A 23,359-nucleotide genomic window follows, 5' to 3' on the forward strand; every position below is an offset into this window, starting at 1 on the left:
TGACGGGCGTCAGTGTTCCAGCCTCTGCGCAACCCCGTGTAACAGCGGAAAGAGCATGGCCCATAACAGCGCCAGGCCGATCAGTGTTGGGGTGGTGCCGTACGCAAAACTCACACCTGCCAATTGACTGCCGGCGTAATAAGACAACGGCCCGCCCACCGCGCCAAGCAGGCTGGCCAGCCACCAGGGCCGTGCGCTCCAGGCCAGGCAATGGCGCAAGGTGGTGGCCAGCAACGCCCACAACAGTATCAGCCACAGCGGAATCAGTGGCCCCGGCGTATTGAACTCAAACACGCCAAGCCCTCGCAGCGCCGTATCGACCAGTGTTCCCAGCACCGTCACGGCCAGAATCACTTGCCCCTCCCTGGCCCAGGAACTTATCCACAGCAGGTGCGCGCCCAGCGCCGCGATGCCGATCAGCAGCCAACGGCTATCGCCGCCGAGCACGCAGGCAAACCAGCCGCACTGAAACAGCACGGCATTGGCCAGGGATTTAAGCACTGAAACGCCCGAGCAGCGGCGGATTGATGGCCGCCGGTTTGGCCAGCAGCAACTGCGCGGTGCCGATGGTGCGCTCCATAAAGCCGCCTTCGCAGTAGCACAGGTAAAACTCCCACAGGCGCAGGAAGTATTCGTCATAACCGAGTTCCGCAAGACGGCCATGGGCGCGGCGAAAGTTTTCATGCCACAGGCGCAGGGTGCGGGCGTAGTGCAGACCGAAGTCTTCCATGTGCAGCAGGTTCATGTCGGTGTCGCGGCTGACGATCTGCAGCATGTTTTGCACACAGGGCAGCGCGCCGCCGGGGAAGATGTAGCGCTGGATAAAGTCGACGCTGCGCTTGGCCTGTTCAAAGCGTTGTTCACGAATAGTGATGGCTTGCAGCAGCATCAGGCCGTCGGGCTTGAGCAACTGGGCGCATTGTTTGAAATAGGTGGGTAGGAAACGATGGCCCACCGCTTCAATCATTTCGATCGACACCAGCTTGTCGTACTCACCGGTGAGGTCGCGGTAATCGCTCAGCAGCACGGCCACACGATCTTGCAGGCCCGCCGCCTGGATACGCTGCGCGGTGTAGGCGAACTGTTCCTTGGACAGGGTCGTGGTGGTGACCCGACAGCCGTAATGCTGCGCCGCATACAGCGCCATGCTGCCCCAGCCGGTACCGATTTCCAGCAGATGGTCGCTGGGCTTGAGCGCCAGTTTCTGGCAGATGCGCGCTAATTTGTTCAGTTGTGCCTGTTCCAGGGTGTCATCGGGGGTCAGGAACTGCGCCGCCGAGTACATCATCGTGGGGTCGAGAAATTCTTCGAACAGGTCGTTGCCCAGGTCGTAATGGGCGGCGATGTTTTTTTGCGAGCCTTTGCGTGTGTTGCGGTTGAGCCAGTGCAGGCCCTGAGTGAACGGTCGGGCCAGGCGTGCCAGGCCGCCTTCCATGGCGTCGAGCACCTCCAGGTTGCTGACCATCACCCGCACCACGGCGGTGAGGTCGGGGCTGGTCCAATAACCATGGATAAACGCTTCGCCGGCGCCGATCGAGCCATTGGCCGCCACCAGCCCCCATACCGCCGCGTCGAGAATCTGGATCTCGCCCAGCAGGTGCGCTTCCCGTGCGCCGAAGACTTGCCGCTCGCCATCCTCGATGATGACCAACTGGCCATGGCGCAATTGGCTGAGCTGGCGCAACACGCCTTTGCGCAATAGCGCAGCGGTCATGCCGTTGACGTTCAGGCGGTTAGCCTTGACCGATAAGCTAGGGGATTTCATGGTGGCGATCCTTGGTATACCCGACTGCGGTGCGAGAGGCGCCATCGGCGGCCTGGTGGGAAAAAATCGGAGTGCGTTTGAGCAGCAGGCGCAAGGCTTGCCAGTAGATCGCAAGGCCGGTCTTGGCGGTCATCCAGGGAAAGCGCCACAAATAGCGATGCAGGCTGGCGCGGCTCAGTGCCTGTTTTTCCAGGCTCAAGGTGGCGTCGAAGACTTTTTGCGTGCCCTGCCAATCGGCCATATGCACGCCGAGCCTGGCGGCGGGCTGGCTGAAACTCATGCGGTATTCCAGCTCGCGAGGCAAAAACGGCGACACATGGAAGGCCTTGGCCACGGCGAAATGCTGGTGCTCATCGGCGCCCAGTGCCTGGGCGGGCAGCACGTAGTGATAGCGCTCGCGCCATGGGGTGTTGGTCACTTCACACAGGATCGCGGCCAGTTGCCCATCAGCCTCGAAGCAGTAGAAGAAACTCACCGGGTTAAAAGCCAGGCCCCAACTGCGGGCCTGGGTCAGCAGGCAGATAGCGCCCTGGGGTGTTTGCCCCAGGGCCTTGCCGACTTCCTGGCGCACGGCATCGCTCAGGCTCATGCCGTGGCGCGTGAATTCACGCAGGTAATCCTGCTGGCGGAAACCGAAAGGCGCCAGGCGACCCGTGCCGGCCAGCGGCGAGAGCCCCAGTACTTCATCCTCTTCACTGAGGTCCAGGTACAACAGGCCGATGCGGTAACGAAAGGCGTGGGCCTTGGGCGTAAACCGGCGATGGGCGATCCAGCCGCTGTACAAGGCGCTGTTCACAGGGTTTCCCCAAACGCCTGGGCCACGCGCAGAGCGCTGACCACGCCATCTTCGTGAAAGCCGTTGGCCCAGTAGGCCCCGCAGTAAAAGGTATTGCGCACGCCGTTCAATTCTTCCCAGCGTGCCTGTGCGGCGACTGCGCCCAGGCTGTATTGCGGATGGGCGTAGGTGTAGCGCGCCAGTATCTTCAGCGGGTTGATCATCGGCGTCTGGTTGAGGCTGACGCAAAAGGTAGTGGCGCTGTCGATGCCTTGCAGGATGTTCATGTCATAGGTGACGGCGGCCTGTTGTTGCACGTTGCCCGTCAGCCGATAGTTCCAGCTGGCCCAGGCCAGTTTGCGGTCGGGCAGCAGGCGTGTATCGGTGTGCAGCACCACGTCGTTGTCGGCGTAGGGCAGGGCACCGAGGATCTGCTGTTCGGCCTGGCTGGGGTCATCGAGCAAGGCCAGGGCCTGATCGCTGTGGCAGGCGAACACCACGCGGTCGAAGGTTTCGCTGCCGGACGGGCTGTGGATAACCACACCCTCGTCGCTGCGTTGCACCTTATGCACAGGGCTGTTGAGCCGTATCTGTTCGCGAAAGCTGCGGGTCAGCGGCTCGATATAACAGCTGGAGCCGCCCTCGATCACGCACCATTGCGGGCGGTTGCTCACCGAGAGCAAGCCGTGGTTCTTGAAGAAGCGCACAAAAAACTGCAGCGGAAACTTGAGCATATCGGCCAGGGACATCGACCAGATGGCCGCACCCATCGGCACGATGTAATGCCGGATAAACCTGGGGCCATAACCGCCGGCGATGAGGTAATCGCCCAGGGTCATGTCGGCGCTGATGCGCTGCTCTTGCAAGTCCAGGGGCGCCTGGCGATTGAAGCGCAGGATATCGCGCAACATGCCCCAGAACCCCGGCGACAGAATATTGCGGCGCTGGGCAAACAGGCTGTTGAGGTTGTTGCCGTTGTACTCAAAGCCTGTGCTTTGGTCGTACACCGAAAAACTCATCTCGGTGGGTTTGAACCTGACCCCGATCTGCTCCAGCAGACGGATGAAGTTGGGGTAGGTCCAGTCGTTGAACACAATGAAGCCCGTGTCCACCGCATAGCTTTTGCCGTCGACCGTCACGTTGGCCGTGTGTGTATGCCCGCCAATGCAGTCATTGGCCTCGAACAGCGTAATGTCGTGGCGACGGCTGAGCAGGTAGGCGCTGGTCAGCCCGGCGATGCCGCTGCCGATAATGGCGATCTTCACAGGTCGTCCTTCTTCGGTGGCGGGCTGCGCAGCATGCGTTTGCCGATGATCAGTTGCGCGCGGTTGGGCAGCTTCGACAGTGGCCACAAGGTGGCAATGAACAGGGCCGGAAAGGCGATTTCCAGCGGGCGTTTTTCCAGCTTGGCGAAGATGTGTTTCGCGGCTTTGTCCGCCGGCCAGCTCAGGGGCATCGGGAAATCATTGCGCTCGGTCAGCGGCGTGTCGACGAAGCCTGGGCTGATCACCGTGACATCGATGTTTTCCGGCGACAGGCCGATACGCAGGGATTCGAACAAGTAACGCAGGCCGGCCTTGGACGCGCCGTAGGCTTCGGCGCGGGGCATGGGCAGGTAGGTCACGGCACTGGCCACGCCCACCAGGTGCGGGGTGCGCCCTGCGCGCAACAGTGGCAGCGCGGCCTCGATGCAATAACTGCTGGCCAGCAGGTTGGTACGCACCACGTGCTCGATGATCGAGGCGTCAAATTGCCGGGCGTCGACGTATTCACAGGTGCCGGCGTTGAGGATCACCGTGTCCAGCGAACCCCAGACCTCGCTGATACGCTCGCCGATCTCGCGCACGGTCTGGCTGTTGGTCAGGTCGCCGGCCACCACCAGAACCTGGCCTGGATATCGAAGGGCGAGGGCATCCAGCGGGCCTTGGGTGCGGGAACTCAGGGCCACGTGGGCGCCGCTGTCGAGCAACTCCACGGCCAGCGCCGCACCGATACCACTGCTGGCGCCGGTCAGCCAATAACGACGGGGCGGTGTAAGGCTCATCCCATTCTCCTTTTCAGCCAACGAATAACGCGACCCAGTAGGGGGACATGTTCATAGAGCAGGGCGCCGGCATCGAAATAGTCGCGATGGCGGTAAACCTTGTCGTGCCACATCAAATGGGAACAGCCTGGCACCTCGATCACCTGGCCGCCGGCCAGGCGTGGGTGACGAAAACGCATAGTCCAGCGCAGGTAGCCCTCGCCTTCGGCCACGGTATCGAAACCGTGGAAGTCAAAATGCAGCTCGCTGACGTTGCTGTACAAGTCGGCAAAGTAACGCCGCAACGTTGGCAGGCCCTGTACTTCATGCAGGGGGTCGGCAAAGGCGATGTCCTCGCTGTACAGGCGGCCGAGCAGGTGCAGGTTGTGCTTGTCCAGCGTGGCGAAGGTGTGGGCAAACTGGTGCAGGAAGTCACTCATGTTCGGCCATCTCCTGACGCGAAGGCAGCCGGCGAAATGCGGCCAAGGCGCGCTCGCGAGACTGTTTCAAATCGACGATGGCACGCGGGTAATCCGCCACGCCGAACAGGCCCCCAGCCGCTTCGGGGTTGTGCACTTGTTTTTTATTCAGCGCGGCCAGTTCCGGGAGCCAGCGTTTGATGAACACGCCGTCACCGTCGAATTTTTCCGATTGGCTCAGCGGGCTGAATATCCGGAAATACGGCGCCGAGTCGGTGCCGGTGGACGAACTCCATTGCCAGCCGCCGTTGTTGGCCGCCAGATCACCGTCGATCAGGTGGCGCATAAAGAAGCGCTCGCCTTCGCGCCAGTCGATCAGCAGGTTTTTGGTCAGGAACATCGCCACCACCATGCGCAGGCGGTTGTGCATCCAGCCGGTTTCCAGCAATTGGCGCATGGCCGCGTCGATGATCGGCAAGCCGGTACGCCCCTGTTGCCAGGCGGCCAGGTCTTCGGGCGCCTTGCGCCAGGCCAGCGCTTCGGTTTCCGGGCGAAACGCGCGGTGGCGGGAAACCCGTGGGTAGCCGACCAGGATGTGCTTGTAGAACTCGCGCCACAGCAGCTCGTTGATCCAGGTGATGGCGCCGATGTCGCCGCTTTCGAACTCGCCCTGGTTGGTTTGCAGCGCGGCGTGCAAGCACTGGCGCGGCGAAACCACACCGGCGGCCAGGTAGGCAGAAAGCTGACTGGTGCCGGGCTTGGCCGGGAAGTCGCGTTCATCCTTGTAATAGCTGATCTGCTGATCGGCGAAGGCATCGAGGCGACGGCGCGCCTCGTCTTCGCCAGCGGGCCAGAGGGCACGCAAGGTTTCGCTGGGTGTCTGGAACCCTTCGACTGCCGTCGGCACAGGGTCGCTTTTCACGCTAGGCTCGGCCTGGGCCTTTGGCGTCGGCACCACGCGGGGCAGGGCGCTGTGCAGGCGGCTGTAGCAGACCTTGCGGAACTGGCTGAACACCTGGAAGTAGGTGCCGGTCTTGGTCAGCACACTACCCGGCTGGAAAAACAGTTGGTCCAGGTAGCTGTGGAAGGTCACGCCGTCAGCTTCCAGGGCCTGGGCCACGGCGCTGTCGCGGCGGCTCTCGTGAACGCCATATTCCTCGTTGACGTGTACCGACTCCACCGACAGCTCGCGGCACAGTTGGCTCAGTACCGTCGGCGCCTGGTCCCAGGTCGCGGCGTGGCGGATTAACAGCGGGATGTTGAGGTTGCCCAGTACCTGGCTCAGGTGCTGCAAGTTGCGCAGCCAGAAATCGACTTTGCACGGCGCGTCATCATGCGCCTGCCATTGCTCGGGCGTGATCAGGTAAACAGCCGCGACGGGGCCGCGCTGGCACGCGGCCGCCAGGGCAGTGTTGTCGTGCAGGCGCAAGTCGGTGCGCAGCCAGATCAGATGCATTTAGACAATTCCACGCTGGATCAATAATTGATGGGCCGCCAACAGGTCCTCGGCCACGAACAACTCAGGGATGTCCTGGGTTAATACGCCCAACTCGGCGTGGTGGATGCACACCGTTGGTCCGGCAATCACGGTTGGGCAATGGATGCCCCCCAGCAGTTTGCTGAGTGCCGGCACTTGCAACGCCTTGCTCGAATACAGCAGCACCGCACGGGGTTGCAGGTGTTCCACCGCCAGGGCCAGTTCGCCCACCGGCAGCGGCCAATCGAATACTTCCACCGGGCAATCGGCACTGCTGGCCAGCCAGGCGCTGAGCCACAGGTGGGGTTCCAGGGGCAGGTCGGAATGATTGACCAGCAACAGGGGCGCGCCGTGGAGTTGACGATTGTTGTGATAGATCCGTGCGCCGAACTTGCTGCGCAACCAGGACAGGAAGAACACCCGCTCCATCTGCGCGCCGAACTGGCCCTGCCAGCGTTGTTCCAGCTCGTTGAGCAGCGGTAGCATCAATTGCTCGCACAAGGTGCGTGGCGGGTAGAGCGCCATGGCCTGGTTGAACGCGTCATCGACCCGACGCTCGGCCAGTTCACTGATGGCACTCACCAAATGCTGGCGCAGGCTCTGCCACTCGTTTTCCATCGGCTCCGGGCTGCCTTGTGCGGAGTCGATCAGCCCTTTGACCTGGCTGACCGGCACGCCGCGATTGAGCCAGGTGAGGATGGCCTGGATGCGTTGCACATGTTCGGCGCTGAACAACCGATGCCCTTTGGGCGTGCGCTGGGGCACGATGAGGCCGTAGCGGCGCTCCCACGCGCGCAGCGTCACCGCATTCACGCCGGTCTGGCGCGCCACCTCGCGGATCGGCAGCCAGCCGTTTTCCAGGGCCAGGGCGAGGTCTTCGCCGGGTTCGTCGAGCAGGGCAGGTTTCATGGGTTAGATCGCGTTACGCAGGCTGAGGTTTTCCGGGTGCGGTTGCAGGTAAGCCTGCTGCGCGATGTAGCGGTCCGGGTGTTGGCGAAAGTGGTGTTTGAGCAGGGTCAGCGGTACCACTAGTGGCACGATGCCGTGGCGGTATTGGCCGATGACGGTCTGCATTTCCTGTTTGTCATCGGCACTGATGGCTTGCTTGAGATAGCCACTGATGTGTTGCAGCACATTGGTATGGGTACCGCGAGTCGCGCATTTTTTCAGGCCCGCCATCAGTTCGCTGAAATAGCCGTCGGCCAAAGCTTGCAGGTCAATGCCCTTGCCCATGCTGCCGAGCAAATGGCCCAGGCTTTTGTAATGCGCCGGGCTGTGGGCCATCAGCAGGTACTTGTAGCGCGAGTGAAACGTCAGCAAGCGGTGACGGGTAAGGCCGTCGGCCAACAGTTGCTGCCAACTGGCGTACACGAATACGCGGGTGAGGAAGTTTTCCCGCAGCACCGGGTCGTTCAGGCGACCGTCTTCTTCCACCGGCAGGTTGGGGTGGCGGGCACAAAACGCCTGGGCGTAAATACCGCGTCCGCCACCGTCGACGGGCGTGCCGTTGTCGCGGTACACCTTGACCCGCTCCAGGCCGCAGGACGGTGACTTTTGCATGAAGATGTAGCCGCACAGGTCGGTATGTTCCCGGGCCATTTGCTGGCCGTAATCGTCCAGTGGCTGAGTGACATTGAGCGCAGGGTTTACGCTGCCCACGGCCTGCGGTTGGTTAGGGTCCCCGACCAGGCGGATCGCTTGCCGAGGAATGCCCAGGCCGATGGCAACTTCAGGGCACAACGGGACGAAATCGAAATAGTCACTGAGGGTCTGGCTGCATAGCAGGGACTGTTTATGACCGCCATTGAAGCGCACGTTCTCACCCAGAAGGCAGGCGCTGATGGCGATCTTCGGTTTCACACGGCTGGACATAAGCAAACCTCTGCAAGAATCCTGTACAAGCTACAAATCTTGTACAACTAAATCTCATCATAGGCTCGATGTTGTACAAGTCAAATAATTTGTACAGGTTTGTGCCGCCGCGTTATTTCCAGCCGATTTTCCAGTCCTCAGCGTTTTTCAGGGTTTGCCACGGCAGGCGTTCGGCGCGCCGGGTGAGGATGGCCTGCAGTTCGATGTCCAGCACCGTGCCCTCGTCGTCACGGAACAACTCGGTGACCAGGAAGTGTTTTTCCTTGTGGCGGGGATGAGCTGCCGTCCATTTTGACAGCAGCAGTTTGGCGGGGTTGATGCGGTTCATTGCAGGTGCTCGATCAAGCGTCGCGCCGCTTCCTGGCCACTCAACCAGGCACCTTCCACACGGCCGGAGAGGCACCAGTCGCCGCAGACGAACAAGCCCAGGTCGGCGTCGGCCAGCACCCCGAACTCATGGCTGCTGGATGGACGTGCGTAGAGCCAGCGATGCGCCAGGCTGAACGACGGCGCGGGCATGGCGCTGTGCAGCAATTCGGCAAAGGCGCCGTGCAGGTGTTCGATCACCGCTTCCTTGGGCAGGTCCAGGTGGGCCTTGCTCCAGGCGCTGGTGGCGTGCAGCACCCAGGTGTCGAGGGTGGTATCGCGCCCTGGCTTGCTGCGGTTGCGCGCCAGCCAGTCGAGGGGGCTGTCTTGCACGAAGCAGCCCTCCATCGGCGTATCCAGGGGCTTGTCGAACGCCAGGGCGATGGCCCAGGTCGGGTCCATTTTCACCCCGGCGGCGGCGCTCGCCAGCTTGGGCGCGGCGGCCAGCAGGGCGGTGGCTTGGGGCGCCGGCGTGGCAATGATCACGTGACTGAAAGGGCCGTGATTGCCGCCGTCCGCGTCGAGCAGGTTCCAGTGCTGTGTGCCCTGGAACACCTCGGTGATGCGGCAACCAAACTCCACCGGCAAGTCGTCGAGCAGGGCGCGGGTGATGGCGCTCATGCGCGGCGTGCCCACCCAGCGGATCTGCTCATCAGGGGAAGGCGTCAGTTGCCCGGACTTGAAGTTATACAGCTGGGGCTTCCACTGCTCGGCCCAGCCGTTGCTTTGCCAGCGCTGCACTTCGTTGACGAAGCGCCGGTCGCGAGCGGTGAAGTATTGCGCGCCCATATCCAGCGCGCCGGCGTCGCTGCGCTTGCTGGACATGCGGCCACCGCTGCCGCGGCTTTTATCGAAGAGTTGCACTGCATGCCCAGCGTCTTGTAACGCTCGGGCGGCGGAGAGACCGGCGATGCCGGTACCAATGATCGCGATGGGAACAGTCATGGGAGGCCTCGTTTTACCGTTGGGTACAGACTACGCCGACACCAATAGCTGTACAATATTGTTTTTTGGTATAAGTTTTGGCGTGCCTGATTGTGTGGCGTGACCTATGGTTAAGCTAAGGCTTGAACCCCCGTCACGCTCAATTATCAAATTGATCCCTGCTTATAAAATAGACCAGTGAGCGGCGGCGAACGTTACATGAGGAGAGTCCCATGCATATTTTGCTGACCGGCGGTACCGGCTTGATCGGGCGTCAACTCTGCAAGCACTGGCTCGCGCAAGGCCATCACCTGACGGTGTGGAGCCGGCAACCGGAAACGGTCGCCCGGGTGTGCGGTGCGCAGGTGCTCGGAGTGGCTCGCCTACAAGAGGTGATTGGCACGGTGGACGCGGTGGTCAACCTGGCAGGCGCGCCTATCGCCGACCGGCCTTGGACCCACAAGCGCAAGGCATTGCTGTGGAACAGTCGCATTCACCTCACCGAAACCTTGCTGGCCTGGATGGAAAGCCTGGAGCAAAAACCGGCGGTGCTGATCTCCGGTTCTGCGGTGGGTTGGTACGGCGACGGCGGCGAGCGCGAACTGACCGAAGCCAGCGGCCCGGTGCTGGACGATTTCCCCAGCCAGTTGTGTATCGCCTGGGAGGAAACCGCCCAGCGTGCCGAAGCCTTGGGCATTCGCGTGGTGCTGGTGCGTACGGGGTTGGTGCTGTCTGCCGAGGGCGGCTTTTTGTCGCGCCTGCTGCTGCCTTTCAAACTGGCGCTGGGTGGGCCGATTGGCAATGGACGGCAGTGGATGCCCTGGGTGCATATCAAGGATCAAATCGCCCTGATTGATTTTCTTCTGCACAAGCAAGACGCCAGCGGTCCTTATAATGCCTGCGCGCCACACCCGGTGCGCAACCGCGAATTTGCCAAGACCCTGGGCCAGGTGCTGCACCGCCCGGCGTTCATGCCGATGCCGGCATTTGCGTTGAAGGTTGGCCTGGGTGAGTTGTCCGGCTTGTTGCTGGGCGGGCAAAAGGCTTTGCCTGAACGGCTGCAGGCCGCAGGTTTCACTTTCCAGTTCACTGAGTTGCGTGCGGCTCTGGACGACTTGTCCAGCCGCCTCTAAAGATAGGATGTTGCATGACCGATCACGCGTTGTTACTGGTCAACCTGGGTTCGCCAAAGTCCACTTCGGTGGCCGATGTGCGTAGCTACCTCAATCAGTTCCTGATGGACCCTTATGTGATCGACTTGCCGTGGCCGGTGCGGCGCTTGCTGGTATCGCTGATCCTGATCAAGCGCCCCGAGCAATCGGCCCATGCCTATGCGTCGATCTGGTGGGATGAGGGTTCGCCGTTGGTGGTGCTGAGCCGCCGCCTGCAGCAGCAGATGACCGCGCAGTGGACCCAGGGCCCGGTGGAATTGGCGATGCGTTACGGCGAGCCGTCCCTGGAAACGGTCCTGACGCGCCTGGCCGCCCAGGGTATTCAAAAAATCACACTGGCGCCGTTGTACCCGCAGTTTGCCGACAGCACCGTCACCACGGTGATAGAGGAAGCCAAGCGAGTGGTGCGCGACAAGCAACTGAATGTGCAGTTTTCGATCCTGCAACCGTTCTACGATCAGCCTGAGTACCTCGATGCGCTGGCGGCGAGTGTGCGCGCTTATGTGGAGCAGGATTACGATCACTTGCTGCTAAGTTTCCATGGCTTGCCTGAGCGTCATCTGACCAAGCTCGACCCCACGGGCCAGCACTGCTTCAAGGATGCCGACTGCTGCAAGAACGCATCCCCTGAAGTGCTTGCCACCTGTTACCGCGCGCAGTGCTTCAGCGTGGCGCGGGATGTGGCCGAGCGGCTGGGTTTGCCGGAGGGCAAATGGTCGGTGGCGTTCCAGTCCCGCCTGGGCCGGGCCAAGTGGATCGAACCCTACACCGAGGCACGCCTTGAGGCATTGGCCCAGCAAGGCGTGAAGAAGTTGCTGGTGATGTGCCCGGCGTTCGTCGCCGACTGTATTGAAACGTTGGAGGAAATTGGCGATCGCGGTCGCGAGCAATTTCGTGAAGCGGGGGGCGAGGAGTTGGTGTTGGTGCCTTGCCTGAATGACGAGCCGCAGTGGGCGGCGGCCCTTAATACCCTGTGCGAACGAGCGCCGACGACGCTGTAACCCGGGCCGGATTAAGATCAAAATGTGGGATGGGGCAAGCCCCCTCCCACATTTAGCCCTATGTTTGTCAGAGGTTGAGGGTCAGGCTAACCGTGAAGTTTCGCGGCTCACCCGGGTTGACCCAATAGTTGCTGTAGGACCGCTCGTAGTACTTTTCATTGAACAGGTTGTTGAGGTTCAGCCCCACCGTCACGTTCTGCGTAGCCTTGTAATGGGCCAGCAAATCCACGGTGTGGTAGGCGGGCAGTTCGAAACCCGTGCCGGCTTCGCCTGAGCGGTCACCTACGTAGGTGAACGCTGCGCCCAGGTCTGAGCCACGCAACGCGCCGTCCTGGAATTCGTACACGCCCAACACACTGCCGCTGCGCTTGGCCACGCCCAGAATGCGGCTGCCCGTAGGAATGGTTTTGTCGCCCTTGGTCACTTCGGCGTCGATGTAGGCCAAGGCGCCGATCACGCGGACTGCGTCGGTCACTTGCCCGGTTACTTGCAGGTCGAACCCCTGGCTGCGGGCCTTGCCCATTGCGCGGTTGAGGTTGGTCGCCGGGTCCAGGGTCAGCACGTTTTCCTTTTCGATATGAAAGGCCGCCAGGGTAGCGCTGAGGCGGTCATCAAACAGCTCGCTCTTGACCCCCACCTCATAACCCACGCCTTCTTCGGGCTTGAAGGACTTGCCACCTGCATCCAAGCCGCTATTGGGCTTGAACGACGTGGAGGCGTTGGCAAACACGCCGACTTCGGGCATGAGCTGGTAGAGCAGGCCGGCGCGTTGAGTGAAGGCGTCGTGGGTTTGGCGGCCCTTGGCGTGGTTGCGGGTGAAGTCGTCGGTGCTTTGTTCGAAGTGTTCGAAACGCGCACCGATCATGCCTCGCAGGCGGTCGGTGAAGATGATCTGGTCTTGCAGGTTCAGTGCGTGGCTTTTGGTCTGTTCGAAGAAGTCGGTGCCGGAGCGTTCGCCGTTGGGTTTGGGCTGGCCGTACACCGGCTTGTAGATGTCGATGGGATAGTCGCCGCCGATCGCCGTCACGCGCTCTTTCTTGCGGTAATCCTCGTATTCGGTGCCGATCAACAGTTCATGTTGCCAACTGCCGATATCGAACACACCGCGCAGTTCCAGCTGGGTGATGCTGTCATGCCAACCGGTGGAGCGTTCACGGTAGCGGCGATTGACGCTGTGGCCGTCTGCGTTCAACGCTCGGTTTTCCGAAGCATCGCCCCACAGGCTGCCTTGCTTGTAATGGCTGGCCAGGCGCAGTTTCCAGGCGTCGTTGAGGTGGTGTTCCAACGCCGCCTGAATGCGGTTGTTGTGGTTGCGGATATTGCCGTCGTTGGGCTCGCCGAGGAAGGTGGAATGGGACATGCCGGTATTGGCGACGATGCCTCGGTCGAAGGTGGAACTGTGGCGCACGAACTCACTTTCCACCAGCAGGGTGGTGTCCGGGTCCAGTTGCCAGCTGAAGGAGGGCGCAACAAACACACGCTTGGCGTCGACGTGATCGCGAAAGCTGTGGTTGTCTTCAACGGCCAGGTTCACTCGCGTCAGCACGCGCCCCTCGCTGTCCAGCGGCGTATTCACATCCAGCGCCGTGCGGTAGCGGTCCCAACTGCCGGCGCTGGTTTGCAGCGTGGTGAAGGCCTCGGGCTGAGGTTTCTTGGTGACGATATTTACCGTGCCGCCGGGATCGCCACGCCCATACAGGCTGGCGGCGGGGCCCTTGAGCACTTCAATGCGCTCGATATTCGCCGCGTCCGGGGTACTGGGGTAACCACGGTTGGCGCTGAAACCATCCTGGTAGAACTCGGACGTGGTGAAGCCGCGCACGCTGTATTCGTAGAGAGTCAGGCCGCCGAAGTTGTTTTGCTTGGATACGCCGCCAGCGAATTCCAGGGCGCGCTCCACGCTGGTACTGCCCAGGTCTTTGAGTACCGTGGCCGGAATCACGCTGATCGATTGCGGGATGTCGCGCAAGGCCGTGTCGGTCTTGGTCGCACTGGCGGAGCGGGTGGCGCGGTAGCCGTCGACCGGGCCGGTGGCGGATTCATAGGCGTCGGAAGTGACGCTGATGGTGTCCAGTTCCAGGGTGTTTTCTTCGGCGTAGGCAGGGTCGAGCAGCAAACCCAGGGCCAGGCCGGCCAAGGGCACAAACTTTCGAGACGGCATGATAGAGCGTTCCAATAGCGATATTGAAACAATATAACATGCCTAATGAGAATGAATCGCTAAGAAATGTAGCCTTGCAAGCGCCCTCGAACGGGCGCTTGGGTCGTGACGGTTATTGCTCTTCTTTGACTGGCGCGGTCGCCGGTGGTGGGCGCAGGCCGATTTCCGCCGACAGTTTGATCTCCTTGCCGTTGCGCATCACCAGGATCGCCACCTTGTCGGTCGGCTTGATCCGCGCCACCTGGTTCATCGACTTGCGGCCATCACCCGCCGGGGCGCCGTCGATGCTGAGGATCACATCGCCCAGTTGCAGGCCGGCTTTCTGCGCCGGGCCGTCGCGGAAGATCCCCGCTACCACGATGCCTGGACGCCCGGTCAGGCCAAATGACTCGGCCAGTTCCTTGGTCAAGGGCTGTACTTCAATGCCCAGCCAGCCGCGAATCACCTGGCCGTGCTCGATGATCGACTTCATCACTTCCATCGCCAGCTTCACCGGGATCGCAAACCCAATGCCCTGTGAGCCGCCGGACTTGGAAAAAATCGCGGTGTTGATGCCAGTCAGGTTGCCATTGGCGTCCACCAGCGCACCGCCCGAGTTGCCGGGGTTGATCGCCGCGTCGGTCTGGATGAAATCTTCGTAGCTGTTAAGGCCCAACTGGTTACGCCCGGTGGCGCTGATGATGCCCATGGTCACCGTTTGCCCCACCCCGAAAGGGTTGCCGATGGCCAGCGCCACATCGCCCACGCGCAAACCGTCGGAGCGGCCGAGGGTGATGGCCGGCAGGTTCTTCAGATCAATTTTGAGTACCGCAAGATCAGTTTCCGGGTCGCTGCCCACCACGCGGGCCAGGGTTTCGCGGCCGTCACGCAGGGCCACCACGATCTGGTCGGCGCCCGTGGTCACATGGTTGTTGGTGAGGATGTAGCCCTCGGGGCTCATGATCACGCCGGAGCCGAGGCTGGATTCCATGCGGCGCTGCTTGGGGCCGTTGTCACCGAAGTAGCGGCGAAATTGCGGGTCTTCAAACAACGGATGCGCGGGCTTGTTGATGACCTTGGTGGTGTACAGGTTGACCACCGCCGGAGCGGCGATGACCACGGCATCGGCATAGGTCACCGGCCCTTGCACCACTGTGTTGGTCTGCGGCGCCTGTTGCAGGTTCACATCCAGTGTGGGCAGGCCCACCCACTGGGGATAACGCTGGATAATCAGCATCGCGATCAGCACGCCAGCCAACAATGGCCATCCAAAAAAACGCAGTGCCTTGAGCATCAAGTAAGTCCTGACAGGTTGCAGGGGGCGGGAGAGCGCCCATAATGTCGCGCATTATACGAGGCTGTGACGCCTGCGAACGGGATATTTAGGAGTCTTTTATGGCCGTGCCCCTTACTACCCTCGTCGAGGAAGCCGACCGCTACCTCGGCAGCGCCAAAATTGCCGATTACTGCCCCAATGGCCTGCAGGTCGAGGGCCGGCCCCAAGTGATGCGCATCGTCAGCGGCGTGACCGCCAGCCAAGCCCTGCTGGACGCCGCCGTCGAAGCCAAGGCCGACCTGGTGCTGGTGCACCACGGTTACTTCTGGAAGGGCGAAAACCCGTGCATCACCGGCATGAAGCAGCGCCGTCTCAAAACCCTGCTCAAGCATGACATCAGCCTGCTGGCCTACCACTTGCCCCTGGACCTGCACGCCGATGTCGGCAACAACGTGCAACTGGCTCGCCACCTGGACATCACCGTCGAAGGCCCGCTGGACCCCGGCAACCCCAAAGTCGTCGGCCTGGTCGGCTCCCTGGCCGAGCCCTTGTCACCTCGTGACTTCGCCCGTCGCGTGCAGGACGTGATGGGTCGCGAACCGCTGCTGATCGAAGGCAGCGAGATGATTCGCCGCGTCGGCTGGTGTACCGGTGGCGGCCAGGGCTACATCGACCAGGCGATTGCCGCGGGTGTCGATTTGTACCTGAGCGGTGAAGCGTCTGAACAGACCTTCCACAGCGCCCGGGAAAACGACATCAGCTTCATCGCCGCCGGCCATCACGCCACCGAACGCTACGGCGTGCAGGCCTTGGGCGACTACCTGGCGCGGCGCTTTGCCCTGGAGCATCTGTTCATCGACTGCCCCAATCCGATCTAAAGCACAGCATTGAACACTGTGGGAGCTGGCTTGCCTGCGATGGCATCACCTCGGTCAGCCTGAATGAGCGGGGCGCCTGTATCGCAGGCAAGCCAGCTCCCCCATTGACCGAATTGAGCGCCAAACTCGGCGGCATATTCATATATCGTTTCGGTCTAGCTGGCGCCCTAAATAGAAGAAGTTGCTGTGCTAGCATGCCTCGCTCGAACACGGCCCGCTGGCCGTCCATAAGATCGTTTTTCCGTGAGTAACCATGGTCGACAAACTGACGCATCTGAAACAGCTGGAGGCGGAAAGCATCCACATCATCCGCGAGGTCGCCGCCGAGTTCGATAACCCGGTGATGCTCTACTCGATCGGTAAAGACTCCGCCGTGATGCTGCACCTGGCACGCAAGGCCTTCTTCCCGGGCAAACTGCCATTTCCGGTGATGCACGTCGACACTCGCTGGAAATTCCAGGAGATGTACAAGTTCCGCGACAAGATGGTCGAGGAGCTGGGCCTGGACCTGATCACCCACATCAACCCCGATGGCGTGGCGCAGAACATCAACCCGTTCACCCACGGCAGTGCCAAGCACACCGATATCATGAAGACCGAGGGCCTCAAGCAGGCGCTGGACAAGCATGGTTTCGACGCAGCATTCGGCGGCGCCCGTCGCGATGAAGAGAAATCCCGTGCCAAAGAGCGCGTGTACTCGTTCCGCGACAGCAAGCACCGTTGGGACCCGAAGAACCAACGCCCGGAGCTGTGGAACGTCTACAACGGCAACGTCAACAAGGGCGAGTCGATCCGCGTGTTCCCGCTGTCCAACTGGACCGAGCTGGACATCTGGCAGTACATCTACCTGGAAGGCATCCCGATCGTGCCGCTGTACTTCGCCGCCGAGCGCGACGTGATCGAGAAGAACGGCACGTTGATCATGATCGACGACGACCGCATCCTTGAGCACCTGTCCGAGGAAGACAAAGCCCGCATCGTCAAAAAGAAAGTACGTTTCCGCACCCTTGGCTGCTACCCGTTGACGGGCGCGGTGGAGTCCGAAGCCGAGACGCTGACGGACATCATTCAGGAAATGCTCCTGACGCGAACTTCCGAACGCCAGGGCCGTGTCATCGACCACGATGGTGCAGGCTCGATGGAAGATAAAAAACGTCAAGGCTATTTCTAAGGGGCTGTCATGTCGCATGTATCTGATTTGATCAGCGAGGACATCCTCGCCTACCTGGGCCAGCACGAGCGCAAAGAAATGTTGCGCTTCCTGACCTGTGGCAACGTCGACGACGGCAAGAGCACCCTGATCGGGCGCCTGCTGCACGACTCCAAGATGATCTACGAGGATCACCTGGAAGCCATTACCCGCGACTCGAAAAAGTCCGGCACCACCGGTGACGATATCGACCTGGCATTGCTGGTCGATGGCCTGCAGGCCGAGCGTGAGCAGGGCATCACTATTGATGTTGCCTACCGCTATTTCTCCACCGCCAAGCGCAAATTCATCATCGCCGACACACCCGGCCATGAGCAGTACACCCGCAACATGGCCACTGGTGCGTCCACCTGTGACCTGGCGATCATCCTGATCGACGCCCGCTACGGCGTGCAGACCCAGACCCGTCGCCACAGCTTTATCGCTTCGTTGCTGGGTATCAAACACATCGTGGTGGCCATCAACAAGATGGACATCAACGGCTTTGACCAAAACGTATTCGAGTCGATCAAGGCCGATTACCTGAAGTTCGCCGAAGGTATCGCGTTCAAGCCGAGCACCCTGGCCTTCGTGCCGATGTCGGCGCTCAAGGGCGACAACGTGGTGAACAAGAGCGAGCGTTCGCCCTGGTACACCGGCCAGTCGCTGATGGAGATCTTGGAGACTGTCGAGATCGCCAATGATCGCAACTACACCGACCTGCGTTTCCCGGTGCAGTACGTCAATCGCCCGAACCTGAACTTCCGTGGGTTTGCCGGCACCCTGGCGAGTGGCATCGTGCACAAGGGCGACGAAGTGGTGGTATTGCCGTCGGGCAAGAGCAGCCGCGTCAAATCCATCGTCACCTTTGAAGGTGAGCTGGAACACGCAGGCCCAGGCCAGGCCGTGACCTTGACCATGGAAGACGAGATCGACATCTCCCGTGGCGACCTGTTGGTGCATGCCGACAACGTGCCGCAAGTGACCGACGCCTTCGACGCCATGCTGGTGTGGATGGCCGAAGAACCGATGCTGCCGGGCAAGAAATACGACATCAAGCGCGCCACCAGCTACGTGCCGGGTTCCATCACCAGCATCGTGCACCGCGTGGACGTAAACACCCTGGCCGAAGGCCCGGCGAGTTCGCTGCAGCTCAACGAGATTGGCCGGGTCAAGGTCAGCCTGGACGCCGCCATCGCCCTGGACGGTTACGACAGCAACCGCACCACTGGCGCGTTCATCGTGATCGACCGCTTGACCAACGGCACGGTGGCCGCGGGCATGATCATCGCGCCACCGGTGGGTCATGGCGGCGCGGCGCAGCACGGCAGCCTGGCGCATGTCGCCACCGAAGAGCGCGCCCTGCGTTTCGGCCAGCAGCCGGCCACGGTGTTGTTCAGCGGCTTGTCGGGCGCTGGCAAGAGCACTCTGGCCTATGCGGTCGAGCGCAAGCTGTTCGACATGGGCCGGGCGGTGTTCGTGCTGGACGGCCAGAACCTGCGTCACGACCTGAACAAAGGGTTGCCGCAGGACCGTGCCGGGCGTACCGAGAACTGGCGTCGTGCCGCTCATGTGGCGCGTCAGTTCAACGAAGCCGGCCTGCTGACCCTGGCGGCTTTCGTTGCGCCGGATGCCGAAGGCCGTGAACAGGCCAAGGCGCTGATTGGTGCGGACCGACTGCTGACCGTCTACGTGCAGGCATCGCCGTTGGTGTGCGCCGAGCGTGACCCGCAAGGTTTGTACGCGGCCGGTGGGGATAACATCCCTGGCGAATCCTTCCCGTATGACGTGCCGCTGAATGCCGACCTTGTGATCGACACCCAGGCGTTGTCGCTGGAGGACAGCGTCAAGCAAGTGCTGGAACTGTTGCGTCAGCGCGGCGCGATCTAAGCTTTATAGCCGCACAAAAAAGCCCGCCACCGAGTGATCGGTGGCGGGCTTTTTACATATTCTCAAATGTGGACTCGGTCAATGTGGGAGCTGGCTTGCTTCCACATGTGATCAGCGGCTGGCCGGAAAGTCTTTGTGAAGCTGCTCCAGCAATGCATCCTTGTCTTGCCACAACTGGTTGATCCAGCCCTGGAACGCCAGCCGATATTCCTCATCCTGCTCATAATTCTTGCCGATGAACTCGGCCGGGATCTGCACCTCTTCAAAGTGCACCACCACGTCCTTCACATTGCCGCACAGCAAATCCCAATAACCTGGGCGCCCGCCGGGGTAGTGGATGGTCACATTGACCAGTGATTTGAGCTGCTCGCCCATGGCATCCAGCACAAACGCAATGCCGCCCGCCTTGGGTTTAAGCAAGTAGCGAAACGGTGACTGTTGCTGCGCATGCTTGCCCGGCGTAAAACGTGTGCCTTCGGCAAAGTTGAAAATCCCCACGGGGTTGTCGCGAAACTTCGCACAGGTCTTGCGTGTGGTTTCCAGGTCTTTGCCTTTCTTCTCCGGGTGCTTCTCCAAATAAGCCTTGCTGTAGCGCTTCATGAAGGGAAAGCCCAGCGCCCACCACGCCAGGCCAATCACCGGTACCCAGATCAGCTCTTGCTTGAGGAAGAACTTCAGCGGGCGAATGCGCCGATTGAGCACGTACTGCAACACCATGATGTCGACCCAGCTCTGATGGTTGCTGGTCACCAGGTACGAGTGCTGGTAGTCCAGGCCCTCAAGGCCAGTCAGGTGCCAGCGCGTACGCCGCACCAGGTTCATCCAGCCCTTGTTGTTGGTAACCCAGGCTTCGTGGGTGTGGTTCATCAGCCATTCGCTCAGGCGCTTGGCGAACGGCAGCGCCTTGAACAGCGCCACGATAAACAGGAACGAACACAGCAGGATCGTGTTCAGCGCCAGCAACAGCGAAGCGATCACCCCGCGCACGGCGGCAGGTAGAAAATCCAGCATTTAGATATCCATGGGTCGGTTGGCGGCTTGGATCGCCGTCAGGGCGATGGTGTACACGATGTCGTCCACCTGGGCGCCACGTGGCAGGTCATTGACCGGTTTGCGCAGGCCCTGAAGCATCGGCCCCAGGCTCACGCAATCGGCGCTGCGTTGTACGGCTTTGTGGGTGGTGTTGCCGGTGTTCAGGTCCGGGAACACAAAGACGGTGGCCTTGCCCGCCACCTGGCTGTTGGGCGCCAGTTGTCGGGCGACGTTTTCGTTGGCGGCGGCGTCGTATTGCAACGGGCCGTCGATCAGCAACGAACTTTGTTGTTCGTGGGCGAGCAGGGTGGCTTCGCGGACTTTTTCCACCTCCTCGCCGCTGGCCGAGTCGCCGCTGGAGTAGCTGATCATCGCCACCCGTGGCGTGATGCCGAACGCCGCCGCCGAGTCGGCGCTTTGCAGGGCGATTTCCGCCAGTTCCGCAGCGCTTGGGTGCGGGTTCATCACGCAGTCGCCGTACACCAGCACCTGCTCGGGGAACAGCATGAAGAACACCGACGACACCAGGGTGCAGCCCGGCGCGGTCTTGATCAGCTGCAGCGCGGGGCGAATGGTGTTGGCGGTGGAGTGAATCACGCCGGAGACCAGGCCATCCACTTCGTCGAGGGCGAGCATCATGGTGGCGATCACCACGGTGTCTTCCAGTTGCTGCTCGGCCATGGGCGCGTTGAGGCTTTTGCTCTTGCGCAAGGCGACCATTGGCTCCACGTAGCGTTGGCGAATCAGGTCGGGGTCGAGAATCTCCAGGCCTTCGGGCAGGTCGATACCCTGGGCGCGGGCGACTGCCTCCACATCTGCAGGCTTGGCCAACAGCACGCACCGGGCAATGCCCCGGGCCTGGCAGATTGCGGCGGCCTGTACGGTCAGTGGCTCGCTGCCTTCGGGCAACACGATGCGTTTGTTGGCGGCCTGGGCGCGTTGGATCAACTGGTAACGGAACACTGCCGGCGACAGGCGCATCTCCCTTGGCGTGCCGCAGCGCTGGTGCAGCCAGCGCGCATCGAGGTGGCTGGCGACGAAGTCGGTGATGATTTCCGCACGCTCGCGGTCATCGATAGGGATTTCCTTGTTGAGGCTATTGAGCTGGTTGGCAGTGTCATAGGAGCCGGTGCTCACCGACAACACCGGTAACCCGGCCTGGAAGGCGCCTCGGCACAGATCCATGATGCGTGGGTCGGGCAGGGTGTCGCTGGTCAGCAGCAGCCCGGCCAGCGGCACGCCATTGATGGCGGCCAGGCTGACGGCGAGGATGATGTCATCGCGATCTCCCGGGGTCACCACCAACACGCCGGGTTTGAGCAGCTCGACAGTGTTACGCATGGTGCGCGCGCAAATGATGATCTTGGTCATGCGCCGGCTTTCGTAGTCGCCGGCGTTGAGGATCTGCGCGCCCATCAGGTCAGCTACGTCGCGGGTGCGCGGGGCATTCAGCTCGGGTTGGTAGGGGATGCAGCCGAGCAGCCGGAAATCACCGCTGCGCAACAGCGGCGAATGCTCTTTGAGGCGCGCCGAGAACGCCTCCATGCTTTCGTCGGTGCGCACCTTGTTGAGGATCACGCCCAGCACTTTAGGGTCTTTGGGGCCGCCAAACAGTTGGGCCTGCAATTCCACACGGCCGGAAAGCTCGGTGAGCACTTCATTTTCCGGCGCCGAGACCAGGATCACTTCCGCGTCCAGGCTCTTGGCCAGGTGCAGGTTGACCCGTGCCGCGTAGCTGGCGCTGCGGGTTGGCACCATCCCTTCGACGATCAGCACGTCTTTGCCTACGGCTGCCTGCTGGTAAAGGGTGATGATCTCTTCGAGCAACTCATCGAGCTGGCCGTCGCCGAGCATGCGCTCTACGTGAGCCAGGCCCAGGGGCTGCGGCGGTTTCAGGCCGTGGGTGCGCGCCACCAGCTCGGTAGAGCGTTCCGGCCCGGTATCGCCAGGGTGTGGCTGGGCAATGGGTTTGAAAAAGCCGACTTTCAGGCCGGCCCGTTCCAGGGTGCGCACCAGCCCAAGGCTGATGGAGGTCAGACCCACACCAAAATCGGTGGGCGCGATAAAAAAAGTCTGCATGCGAATTCTCTGGAGGTGCATGGCTTGGGTGGCGCTCTATGGGTGAGTGCCTACCGCGAATCAGGCGCCAAGGTTATCGTTATTCGTGCCCTTGCGCACACCAGCCGCACGCAAAGGCCTGGCCTATTTTTTCAAGGCGTTGCGCGGGGTCGAGCACCCAGGCGCGCGACTGCCACGGCGGCTGGTGGCGCAGGTGCTGGGTGTGGCCGCAGGACAGCTCGGCCACCCAGTGCAGGTCGTCGTCCTGGTGGAATCCGGTGATGATAGAGACCGTTGGTCGGCCCCGTCTGTCCGGGTTCTGTTCGCTTTCGGGCAAATCCTTGTTTAGACTTGTCCGTTCTTCATTCTTATGCAAAAGGTCTCGCCCCATGACGATCGCCGCTAACAAGGCTGTCTCCATCGACTATACCCTGACCAACGACGCTGGTGAGGTCATCGACAGCTCCGCCGGCGGCGCGCCGCTGGTTTACCTGCAAGGCGCAGGCAACATCATCCCGGGCCTGGAAAAGGCTCTGGAAGGCAAGAGCGTCGGTGACGAACTGACTGTCGCCGTAGAACCTGAAGATGCCTACGGCGAATACTCCGCCGAACTGGTCAGCACCTTGAGCCGCAGCATGTTCGAAGGTGTTGATGAGCTGGAAGTGGGCATGCAGTTCCACGCTTCCGCGCCGGACGGCCAAATGCAGATCGTCACCATCCGCGACCTGGACGGCGACGACGTTACCGTTGACGGCAACCACCCTCTGGCTGGCCAGCGCCTGAACTTCCAAGTGAAGATCGTGGCCATCCGCGACGCTTCCCAGGAAGAAGTGGCTCACGGCCACGTCCACGGTGAAGGCGGTCATCACCATTGATTGATGTTTTGATCAAGTGGTAGCAAAAACGCCCCGACTGGTTCGGGGCGTTTTTTTTGGGTTGGAAATATTCACCTGATACTCCGCAGTCAAAATGTGGGAGCTGGCTTGTCGAATCGTCGCACCGCTGCGATGGCATCAACTGGGTATGCCTGCTGTACCGAGTTGTCTATATCGCGGGCAAGCCCGCTCCCACATTTTGATCTGTACCGTCCTGAATTAAGCAC

Annotated in this window: 22 protein-coding genes; 6 read left to right on the forward strand and 16 right to left on the reverse strand. The window is 61.4% G+C overall.

What is annotated here, in order from left to right; translation table 11 throughout:
* Window positions 1-9 precede the first annotated feature (9 nt).
* The 11 genes from GIV35_RS03655 to GIV35_RS03705 all read right to left on the reverse strand — a co-directional run bounded on the left by GIV35_RS03655 (window position 10) and on the right by GIV35_RS03705 (window position 9,642).
* Entirely contained in the window at window positions 10-501 is a 492-nt protein-coding gene (locus GIV35_RS03655; RefSeq protein WP_105225671.1) for a DUF2878 domain-containing protein, read from the reverse strand.
* Window positions 494-1,765, reverse strand: a complete 1,272-nt coding sequence (locus tag GIV35_RS03660) for an SAM-dependent methyltransferase (RefSeq protein WP_223023418.1) — start codon at window positions 1,763-1,765, stop codon at window positions 494-496. The genes GIV35_RS03655 and GIV35_RS03660 overlap by 8 nt, the downstream gene beginning before the upstream one ends.
* Entirely contained in the window at window positions 1,752-2,561 is an 810-nt protein-coding gene (locus GIV35_RS03665) for a DUF1365 domain-containing protein (protein ID WP_223023419.1), read from the reverse strand. Before GIV35_RS03665 ends, GIV35_RS03660 begins: the two co-directional genes overlap by 14 nt.
* Window positions 2,558-3,805 carry an NAD(P)/FAD-dependent oxidoreductase gene (locus tag GIV35_RS03670; RefSeq protein ID WP_105225673.1) on the reverse strand — a complete coding sequence of 416 codons (1,248 nt, stop codon included), beginning with the start codon at window positions 3,803-3,805 and terminating at the stop codon, window positions 2,558-2,560. The genes GIV35_RS03665 and GIV35_RS03670 overlap by 4 nt, the downstream gene beginning before the upstream one ends.
* The gene (locus GIV35_RS03675) at window positions 3,802-4,584 is read right to left on the reverse strand and encodes an SDR family NAD(P)-dependent oxidoreductase (RefSeq protein ID WP_003188373.1); all 783 of its coding nucleotides are present in this window, start codon (window positions 4,582-4,584) and stop codon (window positions 3,802-3,804) included. The genes GIV35_RS03670 and GIV35_RS03675 overlap by 4 nt, the downstream gene beginning before the upstream one ends.
* Entirely contained in the window at window positions 4,581-5,003 is a 423-nt protein-coding gene (locus tag GIV35_RS03680; RefSeq protein ID WP_236264172.1) for a nuclear transport factor 2 family protein, read from the reverse strand. Before GIV35_RS03680 ends, GIV35_RS03675 begins: the two co-directional genes overlap by 4 nt.
* A complete protein-coding gene (gene phrB, locus GIV35_RS03685) occupies window positions 4,996-6,438 on the reverse strand; it encodes a deoxyribodipyrimidine photo-lyase (protein ID WP_236264174.1) in 1,443 nt (480 codons plus the stop codon). The genes GIV35_RS03680 and phrB overlap by 8 nt, the downstream gene beginning before the upstream one ends.
* Window positions 6,439-7,368 carry a MerR family transcriptional regulator gene (locus tag GIV35_RS03690; protein WP_200647642.1) on the reverse strand — a complete coding sequence of 310 codons (930 nt, stop codon included), beginning with the start codon at window positions 7,366-7,368 and terminating at the stop codon, window positions 6,439-6,441.
* Window positions 7,369-7,371: 3 nt separating this feature from the next.
* Window positions 7,372-8,331: a YbgA family protein gene (locus GIV35_RS03695; protein ID WP_034128069.1), complete on the reverse strand. Its 960-nt coding sequence runs from the start codon at window positions 8,329-8,331 to the stop codon at window positions 7,372-7,374.
* 112 nt (window positions 8,332-8,443) lie between these two features.
* A complete protein-coding gene (locus tag GIV35_RS03700; RefSeq protein ID WP_014716848.1) occupies window positions 8,444-8,659 on the reverse strand; it encodes a TIGR02450 family Trp-rich protein in 216 nt (71 codons plus the stop codon).
* Window positions 8,656-9,642: an NAD(P)/FAD-dependent oxidoreductase gene (locus GIV35_RS03705; protein ID WP_014716849.1), complete on the reverse strand. Its 987-nt coding sequence runs from the start codon at window positions 9,640-9,642 to the stop codon at window positions 8,656-8,658. Before GIV35_RS03705 ends, GIV35_RS03700 begins: the two co-directional genes overlap by 4 nt.
* A 212-nt stretch (window positions 9,643-9,854) precedes the next feature.
* Here GIV35_RS03705 and GIV35_RS03710 point away from each other — a divergent pair, with 212 nt between their 5' ends.
* Both GIV35_RS03710 and hemH read left to right on the forward strand, forming a co-directional pair.
* Window positions 9,855-10,754, forward strand: coding sequence for a TIGR01777 family oxidoreductase (locus tag GIV35_RS03710; protein ID WP_223023423.1), 900 nt, complete (start codon window positions 9,855-9,857; stop codon window positions 10,752-10,754).
* A gap of 14 nt (window positions 10,755-10,768) precedes the next feature.
* Window positions 10,769-11,794 carry a ferrochelatase gene (gene hemH, locus GIV35_RS03715; RefSeq protein WP_105225680.1) on the forward strand — a complete coding sequence of 342 codons (1,026 nt, stop codon included), beginning with the start codon at window positions 10,769-10,771 and terminating at the stop codon, window positions 11,792-11,794.
* 67 nt (window positions 11,795-11,861) lie between these two features.
* On the opposite strand, the gene GIV35_RS03720 is transcribed toward hemH, so the two are convergent.
* Together GIV35_RS03720 and algW are read right to left on the reverse strand one after the other, a co-directional pair.
* A complete protein-coding gene (locus tag GIV35_RS03720) occupies window positions 11,862-13,955 on the reverse strand; it encodes a TonB-dependent siderophore receptor (protein WP_236264175.1) in 2,094 nt (697 codons plus the stop codon).
* A gap of 112 nt (window positions 13,956-14,067) precedes the next feature.
* Window positions 14,068-15,228, reverse strand: a complete 1,161-nt coding sequence (gene algW, locus GIV35_RS03725; RefSeq protein WP_003188388.1) for a Do family serine endopeptidase AlgW — start codon at window positions 15,226-15,228, stop codon at window positions 14,068-14,070.
* Window positions 15,229-15,329: 101 nt separating this feature from the next.
* Here algW and GIV35_RS03730 point away from each other — a divergent pair, with 101 nt between their 5' ends.
* The 3 genes from GIV35_RS03730 to cysN all read left to right on the forward strand — a co-directional run bounded on the left by GIV35_RS03730 (window position 15,330) and on the right by cysN (window position 19,167).
* Window positions 15,330-16,088, forward strand: coding sequence for a Nif3-like dinuclear metal center hexameric protein (locus tag GIV35_RS03730; protein WP_003188389.1), 759 nt, complete (start codon window positions 15,330-15,332; stop codon window positions 16,086-16,088).
* Between the two features lie 253 nt (window positions 16,089-16,341).
* Window positions 16,342-17,259, forward strand: coding sequence for a sulfate adenylyltransferase subunit CysD (cysD, locus tag GIV35_RS03735; protein ID WP_054896879.1), 918 nt, complete (start codon window positions 16,342-16,344; stop codon window positions 17,257-17,259).
* A gap of 9 nt (window positions 17,260-17,268) precedes the next feature.
* Window positions 17,269-19,167: a sulfate adenylyltransferase subunit CysN gene (gene cysN / locus GIV35_RS03740; RefSeq protein ID WP_105225682.1), complete on the forward strand. Its 1,899-nt coding sequence runs from the start codon at window positions 17,269-17,271 to the stop codon at window positions 19,165-19,167.
* Between the two features lie 111 nt (window positions 19,168-19,278).
* On the opposite strand, the gene GIV35_RS03745 is transcribed toward cysN, so the two are convergent.
* The 3 genes from GIV35_RS03745 to GIV35_RS03755 form a co-directional block, all read right to left on the reverse strand.
* Entirely contained in the window at window positions 19,279-20,178 is a 900-nt protein-coding gene (locus tag GIV35_RS03745) for an acyltransferase (protein ID WP_198715300.1), read from the reverse strand.
* Window positions 20,179-22,278 carry a phosphate acetyltransferase gene (gene pta / locus GIV35_RS03750; RefSeq protein WP_003188396.1) on the reverse strand — a complete coding sequence of 700 codons (2,100 nt, stop codon included), beginning with the start codon at window positions 22,276-22,278 and terminating at the stop codon, window positions 20,179-20,181.
* A gap of 79 nt (window positions 22,279-22,357) precedes the next feature.
* Entirely contained in the window at window positions 22,358-22,648 is a 291-nt protein-coding gene (locus GIV35_RS03755; RefSeq protein WP_329609835.1) for a DUF3565 domain-containing protein, read from the reverse strand.
* On the opposite strand from GIV35_RS03755, the gene GIV35_RS03760 reads away from it, so the two are divergent.
* Complete coding sequence (locus GIV35_RS03760; RefSeq protein ID WP_027606858.1) at window positions 22,647-23,132, forward strand: FKBP-type peptidyl-prolyl cis-trans isomerase; 486 nt, start codon at window positions 22,647-22,649, stop codon at window positions 23,130-23,132. The two genes, GIV35_RS03755 and GIV35_RS03760, sit on opposite strands and share 2 nt — an antisense overlap.
* Window positions 23,133-23,359: the final 227 nt, after the last annotated feature.

The organism is Pseudomonas sp. PA-1-6B (genome assembly GCF_021609545.1).
GTDB lineage: Bacteria > Pseudomonadota > Gammaproteobacteria > Pseudomonadales > Pseudomonadaceae > Aquipseudomonas > Aquipseudomonas fluorescens_BV.